General features: G+C 73.5%; 23 protein-coding genes. 12 read left to right on the top strand and 11 right to left on the bottom strand.

Features of this window, described 5'->3' with window-relative positions; all coding sequences use genetic code 11:
* The first annotated feature begins 118 nt into the window (after nt 1-118).
* The 3 genes from dapA (at nt 119) to LOK46_RS09925 (ending at nt 2,309) form a co-directional block, all read left to right on the top strand.
* Nucleotides 119-1,018 carry a 4-hydroxy-tetrahydrodipicolinate synthase gene (gene dapA, locus LOK46_RS09915; RefSeq protein ID WP_273563611.1) on the top strand — a complete coding sequence of 300 codons (900 nt, stop codon included), beginning with the start codon at nt 119-121 and terminating at the stop codon, nt 1,016-1,018.
* Nucleotides 1,019-1,033: 15 nt separating this feature from the next.
* A complete protein-coding gene (gene smpB / locus LOK46_RS09920; protein ID WP_020095208.1) occupies nt 1,034-1,507 on the top strand; it encodes an SsrA-binding protein SmpB in 474 nt (157 codons plus the stop codon).
* A gap of 220 nt (nt 1,508-1,727) precedes the next feature.
* Nucleotides 1,728-2,309, top strand: coding sequence for a peroxiredoxin (locus LOK46_RS09925; RefSeq protein WP_273563612.1), 582 nt, complete (start codon nt 1,728-1,730; stop codon nt 2,307-2,309).
* A 4-nt stretch (nt 2,310-2,313) separates the two neighbouring features.
* On the opposite strand, the gene LOK46_RS09930 is transcribed toward LOK46_RS09925, so the two are convergent.
* The 3 genes from LOK46_RS09930 to rpoZ form a co-directional block, all read right to left on the bottom strand.
* Nucleotides 2,314-2,955: a LabA-like NYN domain-containing protein gene (locus LOK46_RS09930; protein ID WP_020095206.1), complete on the bottom strand. Its 642-nt coding sequence runs from the start codon at nt 2,953-2,955 to the stop codon at nt 2,314-2,316.
* 362 nt (nt 2,956-3,317) lie between these two features.
* On the bottom strand, nt 3,318-5,579 hold the full coding sequence (locus LOK46_RS09935) for a RelA/SpoT family protein (RefSeq protein WP_273564575.1): 2,262 nt from the start codon (nt 5,577-5,579) through the stop codon (nt 3,318-3,320).
* Nucleotides 5,580-5,784: 205 nt separating this feature from the next.
* On the bottom strand, nt 5,785-6,195 hold the full coding sequence (gene rpoZ, locus LOK46_RS09940) for a DNA-directed RNA polymerase subunit omega (RefSeq protein WP_010685409.1): 411 nt from the start codon (nt 6,193-6,195) through the stop codon (nt 5,785-5,787).
* Between the two features lie 352 nt (nt 6,196-6,547).
* On the opposite strand from rpoZ, the gene fabD reads away from it, so the two are divergent.
* The 4 genes from fabD to fabF all read left to right on the top strand — a co-directional run bounded on the left by fabD (nt 6,548) and on the right by fabF (nt 10,277).
* A complete protein-coding gene (fabD, locus tag LOK46_RS09945) occupies nt 6,548-7,492 on the top strand; it encodes an ACP S-malonyltransferase (RefSeq protein WP_273563613.1) in 945 nt (314 codons plus the stop codon).
* Nucleotides 7,493-7,522: 30 nt separating this feature from the next.
* Entirely contained in the window at nt 7,523-8,260 is a 738-nt protein-coding gene (gene fabG, locus LOK46_RS09950; RefSeq protein ID WP_056523896.1) for a 3-oxoacyl-[acyl-carrier-protein] reductase, read from the top strand.
* 332 nt (nt 8,261-8,592) lie between these two features.
* Nucleotides 8,593-8,832 carry an acyl carrier protein gene (locus LOK46_RS09955; RefSeq protein WP_273563614.1) on the top strand — a complete coding sequence of 80 codons (240 nt, stop codon included), beginning with the start codon at nt 8,593-8,595 and terminating at the stop codon, nt 8,830-8,832.
* 182 nt (nt 8,833-9,014) lie between these two features.
* Entirely contained in the window at nt 9,015-10,277 is a 1,263-nt protein-coding gene (gene fabF / locus LOK46_RS09960; protein ID WP_273563615.1) for a beta-ketoacyl-ACP synthase II, read from the top strand.
* Nucleotides 10,278-10,595: 318 nt separating this feature from the next.
* On the opposite strand, the gene LOK46_RS09965 is transcribed toward fabF, so the two are convergent.
* From LOK46_RS09965 to LOK46_RS09980, 4 genes are all read right to left on the bottom strand, one after another.
* Nucleotides 10,596-11,306: a YidB family protein gene (locus LOK46_RS09965; RefSeq protein WP_273563616.1), complete on the bottom strand. Its 711-nt coding sequence runs from the start codon at nt 11,304-11,306 to the stop codon at nt 10,596-10,598.
* Between the two features lie 75 nt (nt 11,307-11,381).
* Nucleotides 11,382-11,582 (bottom strand): hypothetical protein, encoded by a 201-nt coding sequence (locus tag LOK46_RS09970; protein WP_273563617.1) that lies wholly within the window; start codon nt 11,580-11,582, stop codon nt 11,382-11,384.
* A gap of 83 nt (nt 11,583-11,665) precedes the next feature.
* Nucleotides 11,666-11,935 (bottom strand): hypothetical protein, encoded by a 270-nt coding sequence (locus tag LOK46_RS09975; protein WP_273563618.1) that lies wholly within the window; start codon nt 11,933-11,935, stop codon nt 11,666-11,668.
* A 97-nt stretch (nt 11,936-12,032) separates the two neighbouring features.
* A complete protein-coding gene (locus LOK46_RS09980) occupies nt 12,033-14,078 on the bottom strand; it encodes a hypothetical protein (protein ID WP_273563619.1) in 2,046 nt (681 codons plus the stop codon).
* Nucleotides 14,079-14,319: 241 nt separating this feature from the next.
* Between LOK46_RS09980 and LOK46_RS09985 the strand changes: the two genes are divergently transcribed.
* From LOK46_RS09985 to LOK46_RS09995, 3 genes are all read left to right on the top strand, one after another.
* Entirely contained in the window at nt 14,320-15,342 is a 1,023-nt protein-coding gene (locus LOK46_RS09985) for a hypothetical protein (protein WP_273563620.1), read from the top strand.
* 79 nt (nt 15,343-15,421) lie between these two features.
* Nucleotides 15,422-15,670, top strand: a complete 249-nt coding sequence (locus LOK46_RS09990; RefSeq protein WP_273563621.1) for a hypothetical protein — start codon at nt 15,422-15,424, stop codon at nt 15,668-15,670.
* A 163-nt stretch (nt 15,671-15,833) separates the two neighbouring features.
* Nucleotides 15,834-16,184 (top strand): hypothetical protein, encoded by a 351-nt coding sequence (locus LOK46_RS09995; RefSeq protein WP_273563622.1) that lies wholly within the window; start codon nt 15,834-15,836, stop codon nt 16,182-16,184.
* A gap of 27 nt (nt 16,185-16,211) precedes the next feature.
* On the opposite strand, the gene LOK46_RS10000 is transcribed toward LOK46_RS09995, so the two are convergent.
* On the bottom strand, nt 16,212-16,439 hold the full coding sequence (locus LOK46_RS10000) for a hypothetical protein (protein ID WP_012318886.1): 228 nt from the start codon (nt 16,437-16,439) through the stop codon (nt 16,212-16,214).
* Between the two features lie 426 nt (nt 16,440-16,865).
* Between LOK46_RS10000 and LOK46_RS10005 the strand changes: the two genes are divergently transcribed.
* Nucleotides 16,866-17,117 carry a hypothetical protein gene (locus tag LOK46_RS10005; RefSeq protein WP_273563623.1) on the top strand — a complete coding sequence of 84 codons (252 nt, stop codon included), beginning with the start codon at nt 16,866-16,868 and terminating at the stop codon, nt 17,115-17,117.
* A gap of 51 nt (nt 17,118-17,168) precedes the next feature.
* Here LOK46_RS10005 and LOK46_RS10010 read toward each other — a convergent pair whose 3' ends face one another.
* From LOK46_RS10010 to LOK46_RS10020, 3 genes are all read right to left on the bottom strand, one after another.
* Nucleotides 17,169-17,411 carry a hypothetical protein gene (locus LOK46_RS10010; RefSeq protein ID WP_273563624.1) on the bottom strand — a complete coding sequence of 81 codons (243 nt, stop codon included), beginning with the start codon at nt 17,409-17,411 and terminating at the stop codon, nt 17,169-17,171.
* An 82-nt stretch (nt 17,412-17,493) separates the two neighbouring features.
* Nucleotides 17,494-17,982: a phasin gene (locus tag LOK46_RS10015; protein WP_273563625.1), complete on the bottom strand. Its 489-nt coding sequence runs from the start codon at nt 17,980-17,982 to the stop codon at nt 17,494-17,496.
* A 99-nt stretch (nt 17,983-18,081) separates the two neighbouring features.
* Nucleotides 18,082-18,270, bottom strand: a complete 189-nt coding sequence (locus LOK46_RS10020; RefSeq protein WP_273563626.1) for a hypothetical protein — start codon at nt 18,268-18,270, stop codon at nt 18,082-18,084.
* A 97-nt stretch (nt 18,271-18,367) separates the two neighbouring features.
* Between LOK46_RS10020 and LOK46_RS10025 the strand changes: the two genes are divergently transcribed.
* Nucleotides 18,368-18,586 carry a hypothetical protein gene (locus LOK46_RS10025; protein WP_210383195.1) on the top strand — a complete coding sequence of 73 codons (219 nt, stop codon included), beginning with the start codon at nt 18,368-18,370 and terminating at the stop codon, nt 18,584-18,586.
* Nucleotides 18,587-18,618: the final 32 nt, after the last annotated feature.

Consider the following 18,618-nt stretch of genomic DNA (forward strand, 5'->3'; position numbering starts at 1 on the left):
TCTGTTTGCGCGCCGTGACGCGACCGCCTATGTCTGCCGGTCCGTGCCCGTACGATGCGGACCACGCGCGGCGCCGAGACCGCCGAAATCCCAGCTGGGACCCTTTGGGACGCCTGAGATGACCGAGATGACCGGGAGCCGCCTGCGGGGCTCGCTCACCGCGCTTGTGACGCCCTTCCGCGACGGGGCCTTCGACGAGGCCGCGTTCCGAAAGTTCGTGCGCTGGCAGATCGAGCAGGGCAGCCACGGCCTCGTGCCCACCGGCACCACCGGCGAGAGCCCGACCCTCACGCATGCCGAGCACGACCGGGTGGTCGAGGCCTGCATCGACGAGGCGGGCGGGCGCGTGCCGGTCGTGGCCGGCGCGGGCTCCAACTCCACCGCCGAGGCGGTCGAGCGGGCGCAGCACGCCGAGCGCGCGGGCGCCGACGCCGTCCTGGTGGTGACGCCGTACTACAACAAGCCGACGCAGGCGGGCCTCTACGCCCACTTCAAGGCCGTCAACGACGCGGTCGGCATTCCGATCATCATCTACAACATCCCGCCGCGCTCCGTCGTCGACATGAGCGTCGAGACGATGGCCCGGCTCTTCGAGCTGAAGAACATCGCCGGCGTGAAGGACGCGACCGCCAAGATCGATCGCGTCAGCCAGCAGCGTCAGGCCATGGGTGAGAGCTTCATCCAGCTTTCGGGCGAAGATGCGACGGCGCTCGGCTACAACGCCCACGGCGGCCACGGCTGCATCTCGGTGGTGGCGAACGTCGCGCCGCGGCTCTGCGCCGACCTGCAGGAGGCGACGCTGTCGGGCGACTACGCCAAGGCGCTGACCCTCCAGGACAGGTTGTTCCCCCTCCAGACCGGTCTGTTCGCCGAGGCCAACCCGGCGCCGGTGAAGTACGCGCTGTCGCGGCTCGGCCACATGACCGACGAGCTGCGCCTGCCGCTGGTGCCGGTGACCGAGCCCACCAAGCGCATCGTCGACGACGCCCTGCGCCACGCCGGCCTTCTGGTCGACTGAGGGAAGTCACGCATCATGGCCCCGAAACCGGAGCCCAGTCGGCGCATCGTCGCCGACAACCGCGCCGCGCGCTATCACTACACGATCGAGGACACGCTCGAGGCCGGCATCGCGCTGACCGGCACCGAGGTGAAGTCCCTGCGCGGCGGCAAGGCGACGATCGGCGAGGCCTATGCCGGACCCTCCGGCAACGACCTGATGCTGTTCAACGCCTACATCCCGGAATACCTGGAGGCGAACCGCTTCAACCACGACACCAAGCGCCCGCGCCGCCTGCTGCTGCACCGCCGCCAGATCAACAAGTTGATCGGCGCGACCCAGCGCCAGGGTTACACGGTGGTGCCGCTGAAGATCTACTTCAACGACAAGGGGCGGGCGAAGGTCGAGCTCGGCCTCGGCAAGGGCAAGCAGGCCCACGACAAGCGCGAGGCGGTCAAGGAGCGCGACTGGCAGCGCGACCGGGCGCGGCTGCTGCGGGACCGGGGCTGAGGCCGCGCCGTCATCGCGAGCGGAGCGAAGCGACCCAGGGCGGCGCGACGTCCGCGGGCGTGGTGCCGCTGGATCGCTGCGCTCCGCTCGCGAAGACGATCGTTCCGACAGGGGGGCCGCGGAGGACGGGATGCGCTCGCCTTGCGCTGACCGCGCGATGTCTCAAGATCCCGGATTCGCCTGTGCTGCGTCCCGAGCCTGCGATCCTGCGGAGCGACCCATGCCCTCCACCCACGACGCCCTGCCCGACGCCCTGCCCGACGACCTGCCGGTCCCGGTCGACGACGGCGCGGCCGACCATCTCCGCGGGATGCGCCTGCCCGACGTGGCGCTCACCGCCACCGACGGCCGCACGGTCTCGCTGGCGCGGCTGGCCGACCGGACCGTGGCCTACGCCTACCCGCGCACCGGCGAGCCGGGACGGCCGGGCCTGACACCCGACTGGGACGCGATCCCGGGCGCCCGGGGCTGCACGCCGCAGGCCTGCGATTTCCGCGATCACCACGCCGCGCTGACGGACCGCGGCGTCGCCCAGGTCTTCGGTCTCTCGACCCAGACGAGCGCCTACCAGCGCGAGGCGGCCGAGCGCCTGCGCCTGCCCTTCCCGCTGCTGGCCGACCCGCACCGGGCCTTCGCGATGGCGGCGCGCCTGCCGGTCTTCGAGGCCGGCGGCCAGGTGCTGCTGCGCCGCCTCACCCTGGTGATCGACGACGGCGTCGTGAGCGAGCTGTTCTACCCGGTCTTCCCGCCGGACCGGAGCGCCCGGCAGGTCCTCGACTGGCTCGACGGGGGCGGCGCCTGAGGCGCTACTCCTCCTCGGCCTCCGGCTGACGGATGCCGTAGCGGTTCTCCAGGCCCGGATTCGCGCGGCCCTCGCCGCGGTAGCGCGTCGGCGCCTCCCCGGAGGCCCGGGCCGGGCGCTCGCCGGGCTCGCGCCCGATGCGGCCCGCGAGGCTCGCGAGGTCGACGAACTCGTCGGCCTGCCGCCGCAGCTCGTCGGAGATCATCGCCGGCTGGGTCTGGATCGTGGAGATCACCGTCACCTTCACGCCGCGCCGCTGCATCGCCTCGACGAGGGAGCGGAAATCGCCGTCGCCGGAGAACAGGATCATGTGGTCGATGTGCGGGCTGAGCTCGAGGGCGTCGATCGCCAGCTCGATGTCCATGTTGCCCTTGTACTTCCGGCGCCCCATCGAGTCCGTGAACTCCTTCACGGGCTTGGTCACGACGCGGTAGCCGTTGTAGTCGAGCCAGTCGATCAGCGGCCGGATCGAGGAGTATTCCTGGTCCTCGATCATGGCCGTGTAGTAGAATGCCCGAAGGAGGTTCTCCCGCGACTGAAATTCTTTGAGCAACTTCTTGTAGTCGATGTCGAAACCGAGGGCCTTGGTGGTGGCGTAGAGGTTGGCGCCGTCGATGAAGATGGCGCTGCGCTGGGTGACTGGCATGAACAGGTCAGGTCCCGGAAAATCGTGGGTGACAGGAAATCGTCTGAACAATCGGTCAGGGTACGCCCGGGGCGAATGGCCGGGACGAACGGCCGAGGACGGTGCTCCGCGATCGCGGCCGCCACGCTCTGCAATCCGGGGTGGGCCGGCGCGGTCGGAGATCCGCGCGACTGCCGCCCCGGCCGCCGGACCATTCGTTTCAAACGGGTCCGTGTCAAGCAGAGCACGAGATTGTGCGGTCGTGAAAAACTGGATCCGTGGCCGGGATTAATTGCCCGAGACAGGGATTCATCATGAAAACGGTGGTTTACGGAAGTTGATCCTGTAAACCTCAGATGCGTCGCGCGCCGCGCCCCTCGGCCTCAGCCGTTCACGCGCTCGACGCTGTTGACCGGGCGCTTGCCGCGCAATTCGGCGATGATCGCGTTGAGGTGCTGGAGGTCCCAGACCGACAGGTCGATGGTGATGTCGGTGAAGTCCTGGGTGCGCCGCTTCATCGAGATGTTGTCGATGTTGCCGTCGTGGTCGGCGATCACCTGGGCGATCTGGGCGAACACCCCGGGCTCGTTGATCGACTTGAGCGCCAGCCGGGCGGGGAAGCGCTCGCCGCCGAGCGCCTCCGTGTCCCAGCGGACGTCGAGCCAGCGCTCCGGCTCGTTGTCGAAGGCCGCGAGCGCCGCCGACTGGATCGGGTAGACGGTCACGCCGACGCCGGGGGTCAGGATGCCGACGATCCGGTCGCCCGGGACCGCGCCGCCGTTCGGCGCGAAGGTCACCGGCAGGTCGCCCGCGAGGCCGCGGATCGGGATGGCGTCGCTGCGATCCGCGTCCTCCCCCTGATTGCCGCCCTCGGCGCCCGGGAAGGTCAGCCGCATGGTCTGGTCGGAGGAGCGCACGAGCCGGCCGGCGCCGCTGGCGGCGCCCTGCGCGGCGGAGGGCCGGCGCTCGTCGCGGTGGTCGGGATAGACGGCGCGGACGACGTCGCCCGAGAACATCTCGCCCCGCCCCACGGCGGCGAACACGTCCTCGGTGGTGGCGCGGGCGAGCCGCGGCAGGGCGCCCCGGAGCTTGTCCTCCGAGAAGGTCTTGGCGGCGCGCTCGAAGGCCCGGTCCAGGATCTGGCGGCCGAGGCCGGCATATTGCCGCCGCACGGCGGTGCGGGTCGCCCGCCGGATCGCCGCGCGGGCCTTGCCGGTCACCACCAGGGATTCCCAGGCCGCCGGGGGCGAGGCCCCGTCGGAGCGGCTGATCTCGACCTCGTCGCCGTTGGCGAGTTCGTGCAGCAGCGGCGCCATCCGGCCGTTGATCTTGGCGCCCACCGCGGTGTTGCCGACGTCGGTGTGGACCGCGTAGGCGAAGTCGATCGGCGTCGCGCCGCGCGGCAGGGCGATCAGCCGGCCCTTCGGGGTGAAGCAGAACACCTGGTCCTGGAACAGCTCCAGCTTGGTGTGCTCCAGGAACTCCTCGGGGCTGTCGCCCTCGGCGAGGAGCTCGATGGTCCGGCGCAGCCACTGGTAGGCGCCGCTCTCGGCGGCGAGCCGGGGATGCACGCTGCCCTCGGCGCGGGCCGGGTCCTTGACCAGCTCGGCGCCGACTTCCTTGTACTGCGCGTGGGCCGCGATGCCGTACTCGGCGATGTCGTCCATGGCGCGGGTGCGGATCTGCAGCTCGACGCGCTGGCTCTTCGGGCCGATCACCGTGGTGTGGATCGAGCGGTAATCGTTCTGTTTCGGGGTCGAGATGTAGTCCTTGTACCGGCCCGGAACCATCGGCCAGCTGGTGTGGACGATGCCGAGCGCCGCGTAGCAGTCCTGCACGGTGTCGACGACCACGCGGAAGCCGAAGATGTCGGAGAGCTGCTCGAAGGCGACGGACTTGCGCTCCATCTTCGACCAGATCGAGAACGGGCGCTTCTGCCGGCCGCTGACCTCGGCGGTGATGCCCTGCGCGCCGAGCTTCTCGGTGAGCACCTGCGCGATGGTCTCGACCACGCTCTCGGACTTGGCGGAGAGCCGCGTCAGGCGCTGCGTGATGGTGGCGTAGACCTCCGGCTCCAGGTTGCGGAAGGCCAGGTCCTCCAGCTCCTCGCGCAGCTCCTGCATGCCCATGCGCCCGGCGAGCGGCGCGTAGATGTCGAGCGTCTCCTGCGCGATGCGGTGGCGCTTGTCCTCCCGCATGTGCTGGAGGGTCCGCATGTTGTGCAGGCGGTCGGCGAGCTTGACCAGCAGCACGCGGACATCCGCCGCGACCGCGAGCAGCAGCTTGCGGAAGTTCTCGCCCTGCGCGGCCTGCTTGGAGACGAGGTCGAGGCGCTTGAGCTTGGTCAGGCCGTCGACCAGGGCGCCGATCTCCGGCCCGAACAGCCGGCGGATCTCCTCGAGCGTCGCCTCGGTGTCCTCGACGGTGTCGTGCAGGACCGCCGCCACGATGGTGGCGTCGTCGAGGTGGAGGTCCGTCAGGATCGCCGCGACCTCGAGGGGGTGGGCGAAGAACGGGTCGCCCGAGGCGCGCTTCTGCGTGCCGTGCGCCTGCATCGCGTACACGTAGGCGCGGTTGAGCAGCGCCTCGTCGGCGGCCGGGTTGTAGCGCTTGACCCGCTCGACGAGCTCGTACTGGCGCATCATCCGCCGGGACGGGACCGGCGCGTCCGGGGCCGTGCGCGGGGCCGGGATCACGCGCGACGGTTCCGCGGCCGCCGGGACGGCGCTGGCCTCCGGCGGCGGGGCCGCGCCGGGGGCCGGCGGGCCGGCCACGGAACGAGAGAACCCGGCGTCTCCGCCGGGTCCGGTCTCGGTCAGGTCGCGCGCGTCCAGGCCCACGTTTCCAGGCTCACTCGCCCTCGTCGTCGGTCTCGACCGGCGGGGCGAGGTTCTCGAGGCCGCGCAGCAGGTCCTCCTCGCTCATGCGGTCGAACTGGACCGCCGCGTCGTCGCTGGAGGACTGGGGCGCCACCGCGGCGGCGGCCGGCGAACTCGACAGCAGCGGCACGGTCTCGGCCTCGGGCTCGTCCACCTCGACGTACTTCTGCATCGAGTGGATCAGCTGCTCCTTGAGGTCGTCGGCCGTGATCGTCTCGTCGCCGATCTCGCGCAGAGCCACGACCGGGTTCTTGTCGCGATCGCGGTCGATGGTCAGCGGGGCGCCGGCGGCCAGGAGGCGGGCCCGGTGGCTCGCCAGCAGCACCAGCTCGAAGCGGTTCTCGACCTTCTCGATGCAGTCTTCGACGGTGACGCGCGCCATGCGGGGCGGCTCCTTGGGCTTGAGCGACGGGTGATGTCGGGTATGGCGGCACTCTACACCGGATGCCGTTGTGCAACAAGCACAGCGGGTTGCGCAGGGCGCGCGTCCGGCGCGAACCCGGCGCGCGTCCGGCAGGCGCCCGGCGCGCGTGCCGGTCCGGCCGACCCGGGGCCCGCGGGGACCCTGCGAGGCGCGCCGTCGACGCGCGTCGCGGTGCGGCGTGGTGCGGCATCATGGTGCGGCGCATTGTTGACACCCGGGGCCGCGGGTGCGAGTGCGCGCGCCATTCCAGAGTCTCGGCCGACACGGGCGGCGTTCGCGCGCCGCGCGGCGCCGGCGATCAGGACGCAACATGCGCGCACTCATCTTTCCGGGCCAGGGCAGCCAGGCGGTCGGCATGGCGCGGGACCTCGCGGAGGCGTTCCCGCAGGCCCGGGCCGTGCTCGACGAGGTCGACGCCGCCCTGGGCCAGAACCTGTCGCGGCTGATGTTCGAGGGGCCGGTCGAGGAACTGACCCTCACGACCAACGCCCAGCCGGCGCTGATGGCGGCGAGCCTCGCGGTGCTGCGCGTGCTGGAGGCCGAGCGCGGCCTCGACCTCGCCCGCGACGTCGCCTGCGTGGCCGGCCACTCGCTCGGCGAGTACGCGGCGCTCGCGGCCGCCGGCAGCCTCACCGTCGCGGACGCCGCCAAGCTGCTGCGCCTGCGCGGCGAGGCCATGCAGGAGGCCGTCGCGCCGGGCGCCGGCGCCATGGCGGCGCTGATCGGCACCGATCTGGAGGCCGCCCGGTCCGTCGCCGAGGCGGCGGCCGACGAGGCCGGCGACGGCGCGGTCTGCGACGTCGCCAACGACAACGGCGGCGGCCAGGTGGTGCTCTCCGGCGACCGCCCGGCCGTGGAGCGCGCCGTCGGCATCGCCACCGGCCGCGGCATCAAGCGCGCCGTGATGCTCAACGTCTCGGCGCCGTTCCACTGCCGCCTGATGGCCCCGGCCGCCGAGGCCATGGCCCGGGCGCTCGCCGCCGTCGCCCTGGCGGCCCCGCGCGTCACCCTCTACGCGAACGTCGCGGCCGCCCCGGTCACCGATCCGGAGGCGATCCGCGCGGCCCTGGTCGAGCAGGTCACCGGTACCGTGCGCTGGCGCGAGAGCGTCGCCGCCATGGCCGCCTCCGGCGTCGACCGGTTCTACGAGCTCGGCGCCGGCAAGGTGCTGACCGGCCTCGTCAAGCGCATCGCCCCCCAGGCGAGCGCCGCCGCAATCGGCACCCCCGCCGACGTCGCCGCCTTCGCGCTCTGATCCGCGCGCTCTGATCCGACGGAGTCCCGCATGTTCGATCTCACCGGCCGCAAGGCCCTCGTCACCGGCGCGACCGGCGGCCTCGGCCAGGCGATCGCCCGGGCCCTGCACGCGCAGGGGGCCGCCGTGGCGCTCTCGGGCACGCGGCCCGCGGCCCTGGAGGCGCTCGCCGCCGAACTCGGCGAGCGCGCCAGCCCCGTCGCGGCCGACCTGTCCGACAAGGACTCGGTCGAGGGCCTCGTCCCGGCCGCCGAGGCCGCGATCGGCCCGCTCGACATCCTCGTGAACAATGCCGGCATCACCCGCGACAACCTCTTCATGCGGATGAAGGACGAGGAGTGGGAGCAGGTGATCGCCGTCAACCTCACCGCCGCCTTCCGCCTGTCGCGGGCCGCCGTGAAGGGCATGATGCGCCGCCGCTCCGGGCGGATCGTCAACATCGGCTCGGTGGTCGGCAGCACCGGCAATCCCGGCCAGGGCAACTACGCCGCCGCCAAGGCCGGCCTCGTGGGCATGACCAAGGCCCTCGCCGCCGAGGTCGCGTCGCGGGGAATCACCGTCAACTGCATCGCCCCGGGCTTCATCAGCTCGCCCATGACCGACGCCCTCAACGAGAAGCAGCGCGAGGGCATCCTCGCCCGCGTGCCCGCCGGGCGGCTCGGCGAGGGGTCGGAGGTCGCGGCGGCCTGCCTCTACCTCGCCTCCGCGGAGGCGGGCTACGTCACCGGCCACACGCTGCACGTGAATGGCGGGATGGCCATGTACTAGGGCGCGTATACCGGTTCCCGGCCGGCGGGAACGGCGCGCGAATCACCCCCGCCGACACGCAAGTGCCACACCCATGAAGGCTTTCTGAACGGGCCCTCGCCAGGGCGGGAACCCTGTGCTACCACCCCCCGCAGCCGTACAGGGGGTTGACGGTTCAGCGGGTTTTCAGTCCAAGGCCCTCCGGCGGGGGCGTCCCGGCTCACGCGCCGGTTCACCTCAGAAGCACGCGCGATCGGACACCGGCCCGTCACAACAAGCCCGCAAGGGCGCGACGCGGCCACGGCACCACCCCGAGAAGACTGACAGACCAGAAGGACGAGGACGGAAGACCGATGAGCGATATCGCTGAGCGCGTGAAGAAGATCGTCGTCGAGCACCTGGGCGTCGAGCCCGAGAAGGTGATCGAGAGCGCCAACTTCATCGACGACCTCGGTGCCGACAGCCTCGACACGGTCGAGCTGGTCATGGCCTTCGAGGAGGAATTCAACGTCGAGATCCCGGACGACGCTGCCGAGACCATCCAGACGGTCGGCGACGCCGTGAAGTTCCTGGAGAAGAACTCCGCCGCCTGAGGCGCCGGGGACCGGGTTTGACGCGGCGCGGGTGAGGCGAAACAGCCCCCGCGCCGTTACGCGTTTCAAGGCTCGGAGTCGTGACGGGTCCCGCGGGGACCGATTCTGCCTCCGAGCACGTTAGGACGATGCGCGACCGCGGCGGTGCCGGCGGGGCGGCGCCTCAAGACGGGACAGGGCACATGCGGCGGGTGGTGGTCACGGGTCTGGGGATGGTCACGCCGCTGGGCAGCGGGGTGGAGCACACCTGGAGCCGGCTGATCGCGGGCGACAGCGGCGCCGGCCCGATCCGCGGCTTCGAATCCGCCGACCTGCCCTGCCGGATCGCCGCGCAGGTCCCGTTCGGCGACGGCACCGACGGCACCTTCAACCCCGACCTCGTGATGGAGGTGAAGGAGCAGCGCAAGGTCGACCCGTTCATCGTCTACGCGATGGCGGCGGCCGACGAGGCGCTGAAGGATGCCGGCTGGGCGCCCAAGAGCCACGAGGACCAGTGCGCCACCGGCGTGCTGATCGGCTCCGGCATCGGCGGCATCGGCGGCATCTACGACGCCTCCGTGACCCTACACGAGAAGGGCCCGCGCCGGATCTCGCCGTTCTTCATCCCGGGCCGGATCATCAATCTCGCCTCCGGCCAGGTCTCGATCGCCCACGGCCTCAAGGGGCCGAACAACGCCGTGGTGACGGCCTGCTCCACGGGCGCCCACGCCATCGGCGACGCGAGCCGCCTGATCGCCCTCGGCGACGCCGACGTGATGGTGGCGGGCGGCGCCGAGTCGCCGGTGAACCGCCTGTCGATCGCGGGCTTCTCCGCCTGCCGGGCGCTGACCACGGGCTTCAACGACACGCCCGAGAAGGCCTCCCGCCCCTACGACCGCGACCGCGACGGCTTCCTCATGGGCGAGGGTGCCGGCATCGTGGTGCTCGAGGAGTACGAGCACGCCAAGGCGCGCGGCGCGAAGATCTACGCCGAGGTTGTGGGCTACGGCCTCTCGGGCGACGCCTACCACATCACCTCCCCGTCCCCGGACGGCGACGGCGCCTTCCGCTGCATGACCGCCGCGGTGAAGCGCGCCGGCATCTCGCCGTCCGAGATCGGCTACATCAACGCCCACGGCACCTCGACGCCCATGGGCGACGAGCTGGAGCTGAAGGCCGTGGAGCGCCTCCTGGGCGACGCCGCCGCGAGCGCCACCATGTCGTCCACCAAGAGCTCGGTCGGCCACCTGCTGGGCGCCGCCGGCTCGGTCGAGGCGATCTTCTCGATCCTGGTCCTGCGCGACAACGTCATCCCGCCGACGCTCAACCTCGACAACCCCTCCGTCCAGACCAAGATCGACCTCGTGCCGTTCGAGGCGAAGCGCAAGCAGGTGGACGTCGTGCTGTCGAACTCGTTCGGATTTGGCGGGACGAACGCGTCGCTGGTGATGCGGCGGGTCGTGTAAGCGCGTCGTCGTCTCCCGCCGGCACGCGTCGCGGGTCTTCGGAACGTCGTCCGCAAGTTCTGGCCGCGCGCTGACGTCCGGAATACGGGCTTCGATCTAGCGATCGTGCCCGCGCAGGCACTGGTCCTGATAGTCCGCGAGCCCGGCTTCGTGCGCGCTGTGAGCGAGACCCCGCGCGCCCTCCTCCTGGCAGACTGCGCAGCAGCCTCGACTAGAGGGGGCGCCTTCGAGGCCCGCGCGGCGCCCTGGCCCTTCAGGATGAAGCCGTGACCGGGATCCGGATCACGCGCGCCGCGCGGCCCCTGCCCCCGCGTCCGGCTACCAGCCCTGCCGCTCGTTCTCCCCCGGCACCCGCCCCTGCGGCGTGAGCGTGTGCACCACCTCCGGCAGCGCCTGGGCGAGCTGCGACAGCAGCGTCTCGCGGTCCAGCCCGGTCTGGCTCTGAAGGGTGTCCACCGTGTCGGGGCCGAGCGCCCGGGCGAGCTGGTCCGGGGCCACCGGGCGGTTGGTCCCGTGGCCGATCCAGGACTCGATCACGTCGCCGAGGCCGCCCTGGCGGAACCGGTCGACCAGCCCGTCGAGGCCGCCGAGATCCCCCTGCCCGTCCGGGGCGGCGCGGCTCGGCGGTGGGGCGCCGCCGGGGCCGTCGAGCATGCCGGAGAGGTCCGAGAAGTCGCCGGGCGGCAGGGACGGGTCCGCCGGCGCGCCCGGGCCGCCGTCGCGGCGGCCGCCGTACTGGTCCCAGCCGCCGATGTCGCCGCCGTCGTCGGGGCGGCGCCCGCCGGCATCGGCGGGGTGCTGGCCGGGATCGCGCCCGTAGGGGCCGGCGCCGCCGGAGCGGTCGGCCTCGGGGCCGGGCTCGCCCCGGTGCCCGCGCCCGAAGATGTCGCCGAAGCCGCCGCTGGCGCCCTTGGCCAGCAGCAGCATCAGCAGCGCCTTGACCAGGGGCGACATGCCCCCGGAGCCCTGCTTCTGCCCGCCGAACACCTGACCGAGCACGCCGCCGATCGCCGATTCGAGCAGTCCCATGCGCGTCTCCCCCGTGGGTCCGGGCCGGACAGGCCCGGGCGAACAACAATCCGGGGCGGGCCCGGGTTGCCTCGCTCAGCGGGCGGGCGTCGCGAGCGCGGCCTGCGCGGTGCCGCCGCCGGTGGTGGCATCGGCGGGCTCGACCAGCGGCACCGTCGCGGCCGAGAGGATCAGGCCGGCCAGGAACAGGCCGGTGGCGGCGGCGCCGGCGCGGGGGCGCGGCAGGCGGACGGCGCGGCGTCGCGCGGGATGGGGACTGTCGACGGTCCTGGACATCGCGGCCTCTCCGGTTCGGGGCGGGCCCTCGGGGCCCTTCTGCCGGAAAAACGCCGACAGGGGGCGGAGAGGTTCCCGCGCCGTCAGGTCCGACCGACGAGACGGCGTCCCAGCGCCCCGAGCAGGCAGGCCGCGCAGTAGACCGGCAGCATCAGGGCCGCGCCGTCGAGCCACAGGCCGGGCAGGCCCGGCACGAACCCGGCGATCGCCGCCGCGGCCACCAGCCCCGCCACCACGCAGAGGCCCAGCGAGACGGCGAGCCGGTCCGGCCAGCCGACCAGCGCGCCGACCACGAGGCCGAGCGCGGCCGCCCCGGCGAGCCCGGGCCAGAATCCGGCGAGCAGCAGCGTCACGGCCGTCCGGCCTCCCTGCGGGCGCGATGGTGGCGCGCGGATGGGCGCGCTGATGGGCGCGGCCCGGCTGGCGGGCGCGTGGCGGAGCGGGTGTCCGTCACGGCAGCAGCGCGAAGACGACGGGGCCGGCCGGCCCGTCCGGCCCGGCCGTGACCTGCTCCGGCCGGGCTCCGGCCTGGAGGAGATACTCCACCACCGCCTGGGCGCGCAGGCGCGGCAGGTCGACCGGCGGCTCGTCGGGGGCCTCGGTGGGCTTCTTCGCCGCCGCCTTGCCGGGCGCGGCCGGCTCCTTCCTGGCCGGACTCGCCTTGCCTCGATCCTTGGCCGCGTCCTTCGCCGCATCCTTGGCCGCGTCCTTCGCCGCATCCTTGGCCGCGTGCGTCGCGGCTTCCTTGGCTGCCGGGGCCGGATGCGCGGGGGGCGCCGGCTTGGCAGGGGCCTCCGGCTTGGCGGCGTCGGCGACCCGGGTCGGCTCGGCGGTCGCGCCCTCCCCCGGTGCCGGTCCGGCGGCCGGGGTCGCGGGCGGCTTCGCCGGGTCGGCGGGGCCCGAGACCGCGACGCGCAGCGACGGGCACGTCTTCGCCAGGGCGGCGAGGGCGTCGAGGGTCGGGTAGAAGGCGGGTGTCAGCACGGCGCCGCCCGCGGGGAAGCGCAGATCCGCCCCCGCCAGGGCGGCGGAGGCGTCGGCGCGGCAGGTGGCGGGATCGCGCCGCTCCGCCGCGTCCCGGGCCGTGACGCTGGCCTGCCCGATCCAGCCGGGGGGCAGGACCTCGGCGAGCCGGTCGGGCGCGCGCGCGGCGCCCTCCCGGTAGAGGCTCTCGCCCGTCAGCGTCAGGGCGCGGTCCGAGACCGCGACGGTCCCGTCCGCGAGGTTCGTCACCAGCGGGGCGGCGGCGGCCAGCGCGTCCCCGAGATCCGGCGGGGCGCCGTCGGCGAGGCGGGTGCGGTCGATGACCGGCTCCCGGAACAGGCGCGGGCGCAGCGCGGCGAGCACCCGCTCCCGGGTCGCCGCGTCCGGCAGGTGGCCGGTGAGGGTCACGGCGTCGGCGGTCCGGCGGATCGCCACCCGGTAGGGCGAGAGCGGCCGCGCCGTGAGCGCCACCCGCCCGGCCGCCACGCCGGCGGGTCGGCCGTCGCGCATCAGCGCCTCGGCGTCGGGGAGCGCCTGCCCGTCAATGGCGTCGCCGGTCACCGAGACCGCCCCGTCCTGGAACACGACCTGCCCGGACTGGATCAGCTCGGCGAGCCTGAACGCGAAGGCGATGAGGGTCTTCGGGTCGATCGCCGGGTCGAGCCCCCGGGCGGCCAGGAGCCGGTCCTCCACGGTGCCGCCCGCGGCGGCCTCCGTGGCGGCGCGCAGGGCGGCCTCGCGGTCGGCCGCCGAGGGGGCGAAGCCGTCGAGGACGAGGCCCCGGACCGATTTCTCCACGGCGAACCGGTACGCGGCCACCCTGGGCGGCAGGATCTCGACCCGCCCGACGCTGAACCCCTCCGGCGGGTTCGACAGGGCCGCCCGCAGCGCCTCGTAGGCCGGCACGTCGAGCGCCTCGCCCGACAGGCTGAGCACGGTGTCGCTGAGCGCCGCCCGCCCGCCCCTGGCGAGGCCGGAGAGCCGGGCGGCCAGGAACGCGGCCGCGCCGGCGAAATCCGGCGGCGCGCCCCGGGCGGCCCGGGCGGTGTCGTCGAGGCCGGTGCCGGGATCGAGGGCGCCGGTGATCCGCGCCTCCAGGGCCCGCCGGCCGATCTCCACCGGGCGGCTGCCTTCGAGGGCGATCCGGTTCTGACCCGTGCGGATCGCCGCCCACTGGAACGGCGCGGCGGTCTCCACGATGCCGAGCTCGGAGACGATGCGGCGCGGGCCGTCGAGGGCCGCGAGGCGGGACAGCGCGGTGGCGCGTTCGGCGACGTCCGGCGCCTCGCCGGCGGCCACGAGGTCGCGCCCGCTGGCCTCCAGGCGCAGCCACGGCTCGCCGGTGGCGGTGGCCGTGCCGGCGGCGATCGCCGCGCCCTCCGCCGCGAGCCCGTCGGCGATCCGCGGGGCGGCGTAGAGGGTCGCGCTCGCCCAGATCAGCGCGAGGGCCGGCAGGCCGGCGAGCCAGCCGGCGCTGCGCAGGCCTTGGGCGAGGGTTTCGGGCAACGGCACGGTCGCAGGTTCGGGCGCAGGTCGGGACGCGGGTCAGGACGCGGGTCAGGACGCGGGTCGGGCAGATCCTGTGCCGAGAGCACACCGCCTTTCCGGCAGCATGAAGGCCGGCGGCCTCCTTTCTCCCACCCGACGGCGCCGCGCCGCGTCCCTGCGCCGCCGGAACCGGTCGGACGCCCTCCGGTTTCCGAGCCATACCGTGTCCCGGCCCTCGCCGCCGTCCCCGCCTGTGGAGCGTGCCATGCGGTCCATCCTCGCTGCCGCCCTGCTGCTGGCGATCGCCGTCCCGGCCGGGGCGCAGAGCCTGTCGGCCACCGCGACGGTTCCGAGTTCGGCCGCGCTGGAGCCGATCACCCCCATCGCCAATCCCGGCCAGCTCAGCCTGGGCGGCAGTTCCACCACCGGGCCCTTCCCGACCGTCTCGGCGCAGACCGGCGGCCTCGTGAATGCCGGCCAGCTGAGCTTCGGCGGCGGCGGGGGCGGAGGCGGCGGCCGCATCGGCGCGTCGGCCGGCGCCTCGGCCGGGACGACGCTCGGCACCACGACCGCCGGTTCGGGCGGCGCGGGCCAGCTCGGCGGCCTGGGATCCACCGCGACCGGCGGTGCCGGCGTCACCGGCACGACCCTCGGGACCGGCGGGACGATCGGCGCCACCGGGGTCCGCAGCGGTCTCAGCGGTGCGTCCCGCACGGGACCGGGCTCGAGCACGGGGAGCCTCCTGACGTCGACCCTCGGCACGGGCGGGCTCGGGGGCGGGACGGGCCTCGCCTCCGGCCTAGGCACCGGTGTCACGGGCGCCGGAACCGGTATCGGCGCAGGTGTCGGAACAGGTGTCGGAACAGGCCTGAACGCCGCCGGGACCCTCGGATCCTCGCTCGCGACGGGCTCGACCGGCGTCGCCGGGTCGACCGGTGCCGGCAGCGGCGTGGCCAACGCGTCGGGCATCGGCGCGACGGGCACCACCCTGTCCACCGGCGGGCTGTTCGGGCTGTTCGGACTTCTCGGGCTCGGGACCGGAACGGCCGCCAGCGGGACCGCGGCCGTGACGGCATCCGGGGCGGTCGGCACCGGCACGGGCGGCGCCGGGATCGCCGGGACGCCCGGGCTGCCCGCGGACGACTCCGCCCAGGCGGCCCGCACCCTGCCGACCGGCGGCGGGGCGATCGGCGGTGCCGGCATCGGCGGCGCGGCGGCCGCGCCGATCCGGACCGGCGACCTCTGCGGCGGGCCCTTCGCCGAAGCCTGCCTCGGCCAGGGGTTCTGAGCGGCCTCCGGGCCCGGAACCGGGCCGAACCGCTGCCGTTGCTTCTGTGCCGGCACCTCGGCCGGGACAGGAGACAGAGATGAACGTCATGCTGGGCCGCGTCTCACTCGCGGCCGCTCTCGTTATCGGCGTCTCGGGCGCTGCCCTGGCGCGCGATGCCGGGTCCAAGGGCCACGGTGCCAGGAGCGCGGCGGGCCTGCACGGGATCGGCTTCAACGAGCCGAAGTTCCGCTCGGACCTGCGCACCGGCAAAGAGCAGCCCTATACGTGGCCGGTGAGCGACCGCTATCGCCCGGTCTCGCAGCCCTTCTACGGTCGGGCCTACTGAGCCGCCCGGCGCACGCTCCGCCGAATGGATGAGTGGCGGCGCCCCGCTCCGCCGCGCACAACCGAGGCCGGCCCCGCTCCCGTCATCGGGACGGGGGCCGATCGGGCAATGGCCCAGAGGCACGGGGTCCGTGGCGTGCCGGCTCCCGAGGCAGGAGAGTGTGATGCATCCGCTGAACCGGCGCGTCGTCGCGGCCCCGGTCCTCGCGCTCCTGGTCGCCGCGCCCCTGCCGGGTCGGGCAGGCGAGTTCGCGCAGGCGCCGCCGGCGCCGGGCATGGCCCTGGCCCTGCCCGATCCCGGCATGGCCAACGGGGCGCCCGCCCCGACGGCGGCGCCGCCTCCCGCCCCGGCCGCGGAGGTGCCCGCCCCGGTCAAGGCCGTGTCTGTTCCGGCGGTCGAGCGCCGCTTCCGGGCCCTGGGCAGCGGATTCTCGTCGATCGACGGACAGCTGCCGAACCAGCGCACCGGCCAGCGGCATCAGCACGTCGTCCGCGACATCTGCATCGGCTGCTGATCCGCTCCGCCCGCGGCGCGGCGCCGGCTAGTGCGGTGCCCGCGATCGGGAATTCGCCTGGATCCAGCGCGGCGAGAGGATGTCGCCGGCCTCGGTGATGATCCAGGGCTGGGCCTCGCCGGACTCGATCGCCGCGATCGCGACGGCGAGAGCCTCGCGCAGGGTCGCGAAGGGCCGCCCCTCCGCGGCGTGGCCGGGCGCACCCTTGGGCCAGATGGTCAGCTCGGCTCGTCTGTCGAGGTCGGAGGGCGTCATCGGCGCTCTCGTGGTGCTTCGCAGGATGCTTGCGCGGGATAGGCGATTTTCTAGCGTGCCTGTGTGACGCGGATCTGGCGCTGAGGCCTCTGATTCGTGTCGCGGGCCGCGACGCCAACAATGCTCACGCTCGCCCGACGGTTTCGATCGATCCGGGGATGGCGCGCCAAAAACAAATGACGCGCTCCTCAAGTTTGATTTGAGAACGCGCCGGTGGAAGTTTAGTTCATTTGCATCGAATGCATGGCGCGCGCGATCCGTGCCTGAATTCACGGCTGAGAATTCCCCGGAAACACTGCAATACCGTGCCGTCATGGCGATATGGTGCAATGCGCAAATTGCATGCCGCGCCGCACAAATCCGTGGTCTCCTGCGCTGGTCGATCGCATCCCGCGGTCGACGCCGCGATCGAACCGGAGACGCACCATGCGCACGATCCTTATCCTCGCGTCGGCCGCGCTCACCTCGGCGGCCTTCACGGGTCTCTCCGCCGCCGACGACCGCCTGCACCTGACGCCGCCGCTCTATCGCGATCAGGCCCGGCCCGCCCAGCAGATCCGCGCGATCCACGATCTGACCACCACGCCCCAGCCCGTCGCCGCGCCGGCGACCGTCAACGGGACGGTCTCGTCCCTCGGCCGACCGATGGTCCAGGCGTCCGTCGAGGCCGGCCGCTGAGCCCGCTGCCGGGGACGGCGCGCCTCGAGCGGCTCCGTCCCCGGCCACGGCTCAGACGATGTGCAACTCCTGCGCGGCCACCGATGGTGCCACGCCGCGACGGATCAGCCGCCGCGTCCGCGCCCGCTGATCGAGCTCGGTGCTGAGGGCGGTCCCCGCCGCGCGATACCCCTCGAACCACAGATCCGCCCACGCGTACTGCGCCGCCAACACGAGCAGGACGGCGTTCTCGGCCTGTCTCAGGCCCAGCCGCAGGCTCTCATCCGCCAGGCGGCCAACCTCCCCGTACATCATCTCCAACTCCGCGTCCGAACACGGCCGGCAGTGCCGCGAAGGGCCGCCGGCCACTCGCCCTGAAGCCGCTCGGCGGTTCCGGTCAGTGCGACGCCGCCCCGGCGGCCTCGTGAGCCGCGACCGCCGCCTCCCGGGCCGCATCCTGCCCCTGCTCCAGGGGCGTGCGGGCCGCGTCGGCGCCCCGCTGCAGAGCGGCGCCGGCGCGCTCGGCTCCCTGCTGGAACGCGCTCTGGGCCAGGCTGCCGACCTCCTGGGCCTGCGCCTGCAGGGCCGCGAGGCGCTCGCGGGCGTACTCGGCCTGGAGCGCGGTCGCCTCCGAGTGCGATCTGGCCGCCGCGAGCTTCCGCGCGTGATCCAGACCGGCGCGGATGTTCTGCTCCGCGTGCTCCAGGCTGCGGGCGTACGGGGCCTGCGCGTTGGTGCGGGCGAGATCGGCGGTCCCGTGCACCGTGTCGGAGGCGCACCGCGCCGCTCCGATGAAGCTTTCGAAGGCCTCGCGGGCCTGCGCGACGCTGGTCTCGGCGCGGTCGCGGATCTGGTTCGGGACCTCGCAGCTCGACATCTGTGCCATGAGCGGTCTCCTGTCGGCCGCCATCCGGGTGCGGCCGGCCCGTTTGTGCATCGCACACGTGACGGCGTCCAGGGATCGCCCGCGTGCCGGCGCGACCGGTCAGATCTCGGTCTCGCGCCGGACGACCGCCTCTTCCCCGCTGCCCTTCTGCGCGAGGCCGACCTCGGGATCGTCGGTCGGGAGCGTGGCCGGTGCCGCCCTCTCGCGGCGCTCCGCCGGGACCGTATCCGCCTCGCGCGGATCCGGATCGAGGCTCGTCGGGGCTGCGGTCTCGCGCGCGCTCGTCATGCGGTCTCTCCCTGCCTGCAGCCAACGCGACGGCGCGGGTACGGGTCCCGGGGCTCCGTCACGATGGCGGGAGGCGCGTTTCGGATCGCGGCTCTATATGGGAGGCGCGAGCAGGGAGAGTGGTGTGTTCACCGTCAAGGGGATTGATCCGTCCGGGCGCGTCATGACGTTCGCCTGCGGGACGGACGAGCAGGCGATGGAGAAGACCTGGGAGCTGGCCCGGCGCGGCTTCCGCGAGATCACGGTCGCCGATCCGAAGGGCAAGGAGCTGTCCGCGGCCGCCTTCGAGCGCTCGCTCAACATCGACTGGGAGTGACGCGCGCCCGGCCGGCAACGCCGCCGCCCCGG

Source organism: Methylobacterium sp. NMS14P (assembly GCF_028583545.1).
In the GTDB taxonomy this organism is placed as follows: domain Bacteria; phylum Pseudomonadota; class Alphaproteobacteria; order Rhizobiales; family Beijerinckiaceae; genus Methylobacterium.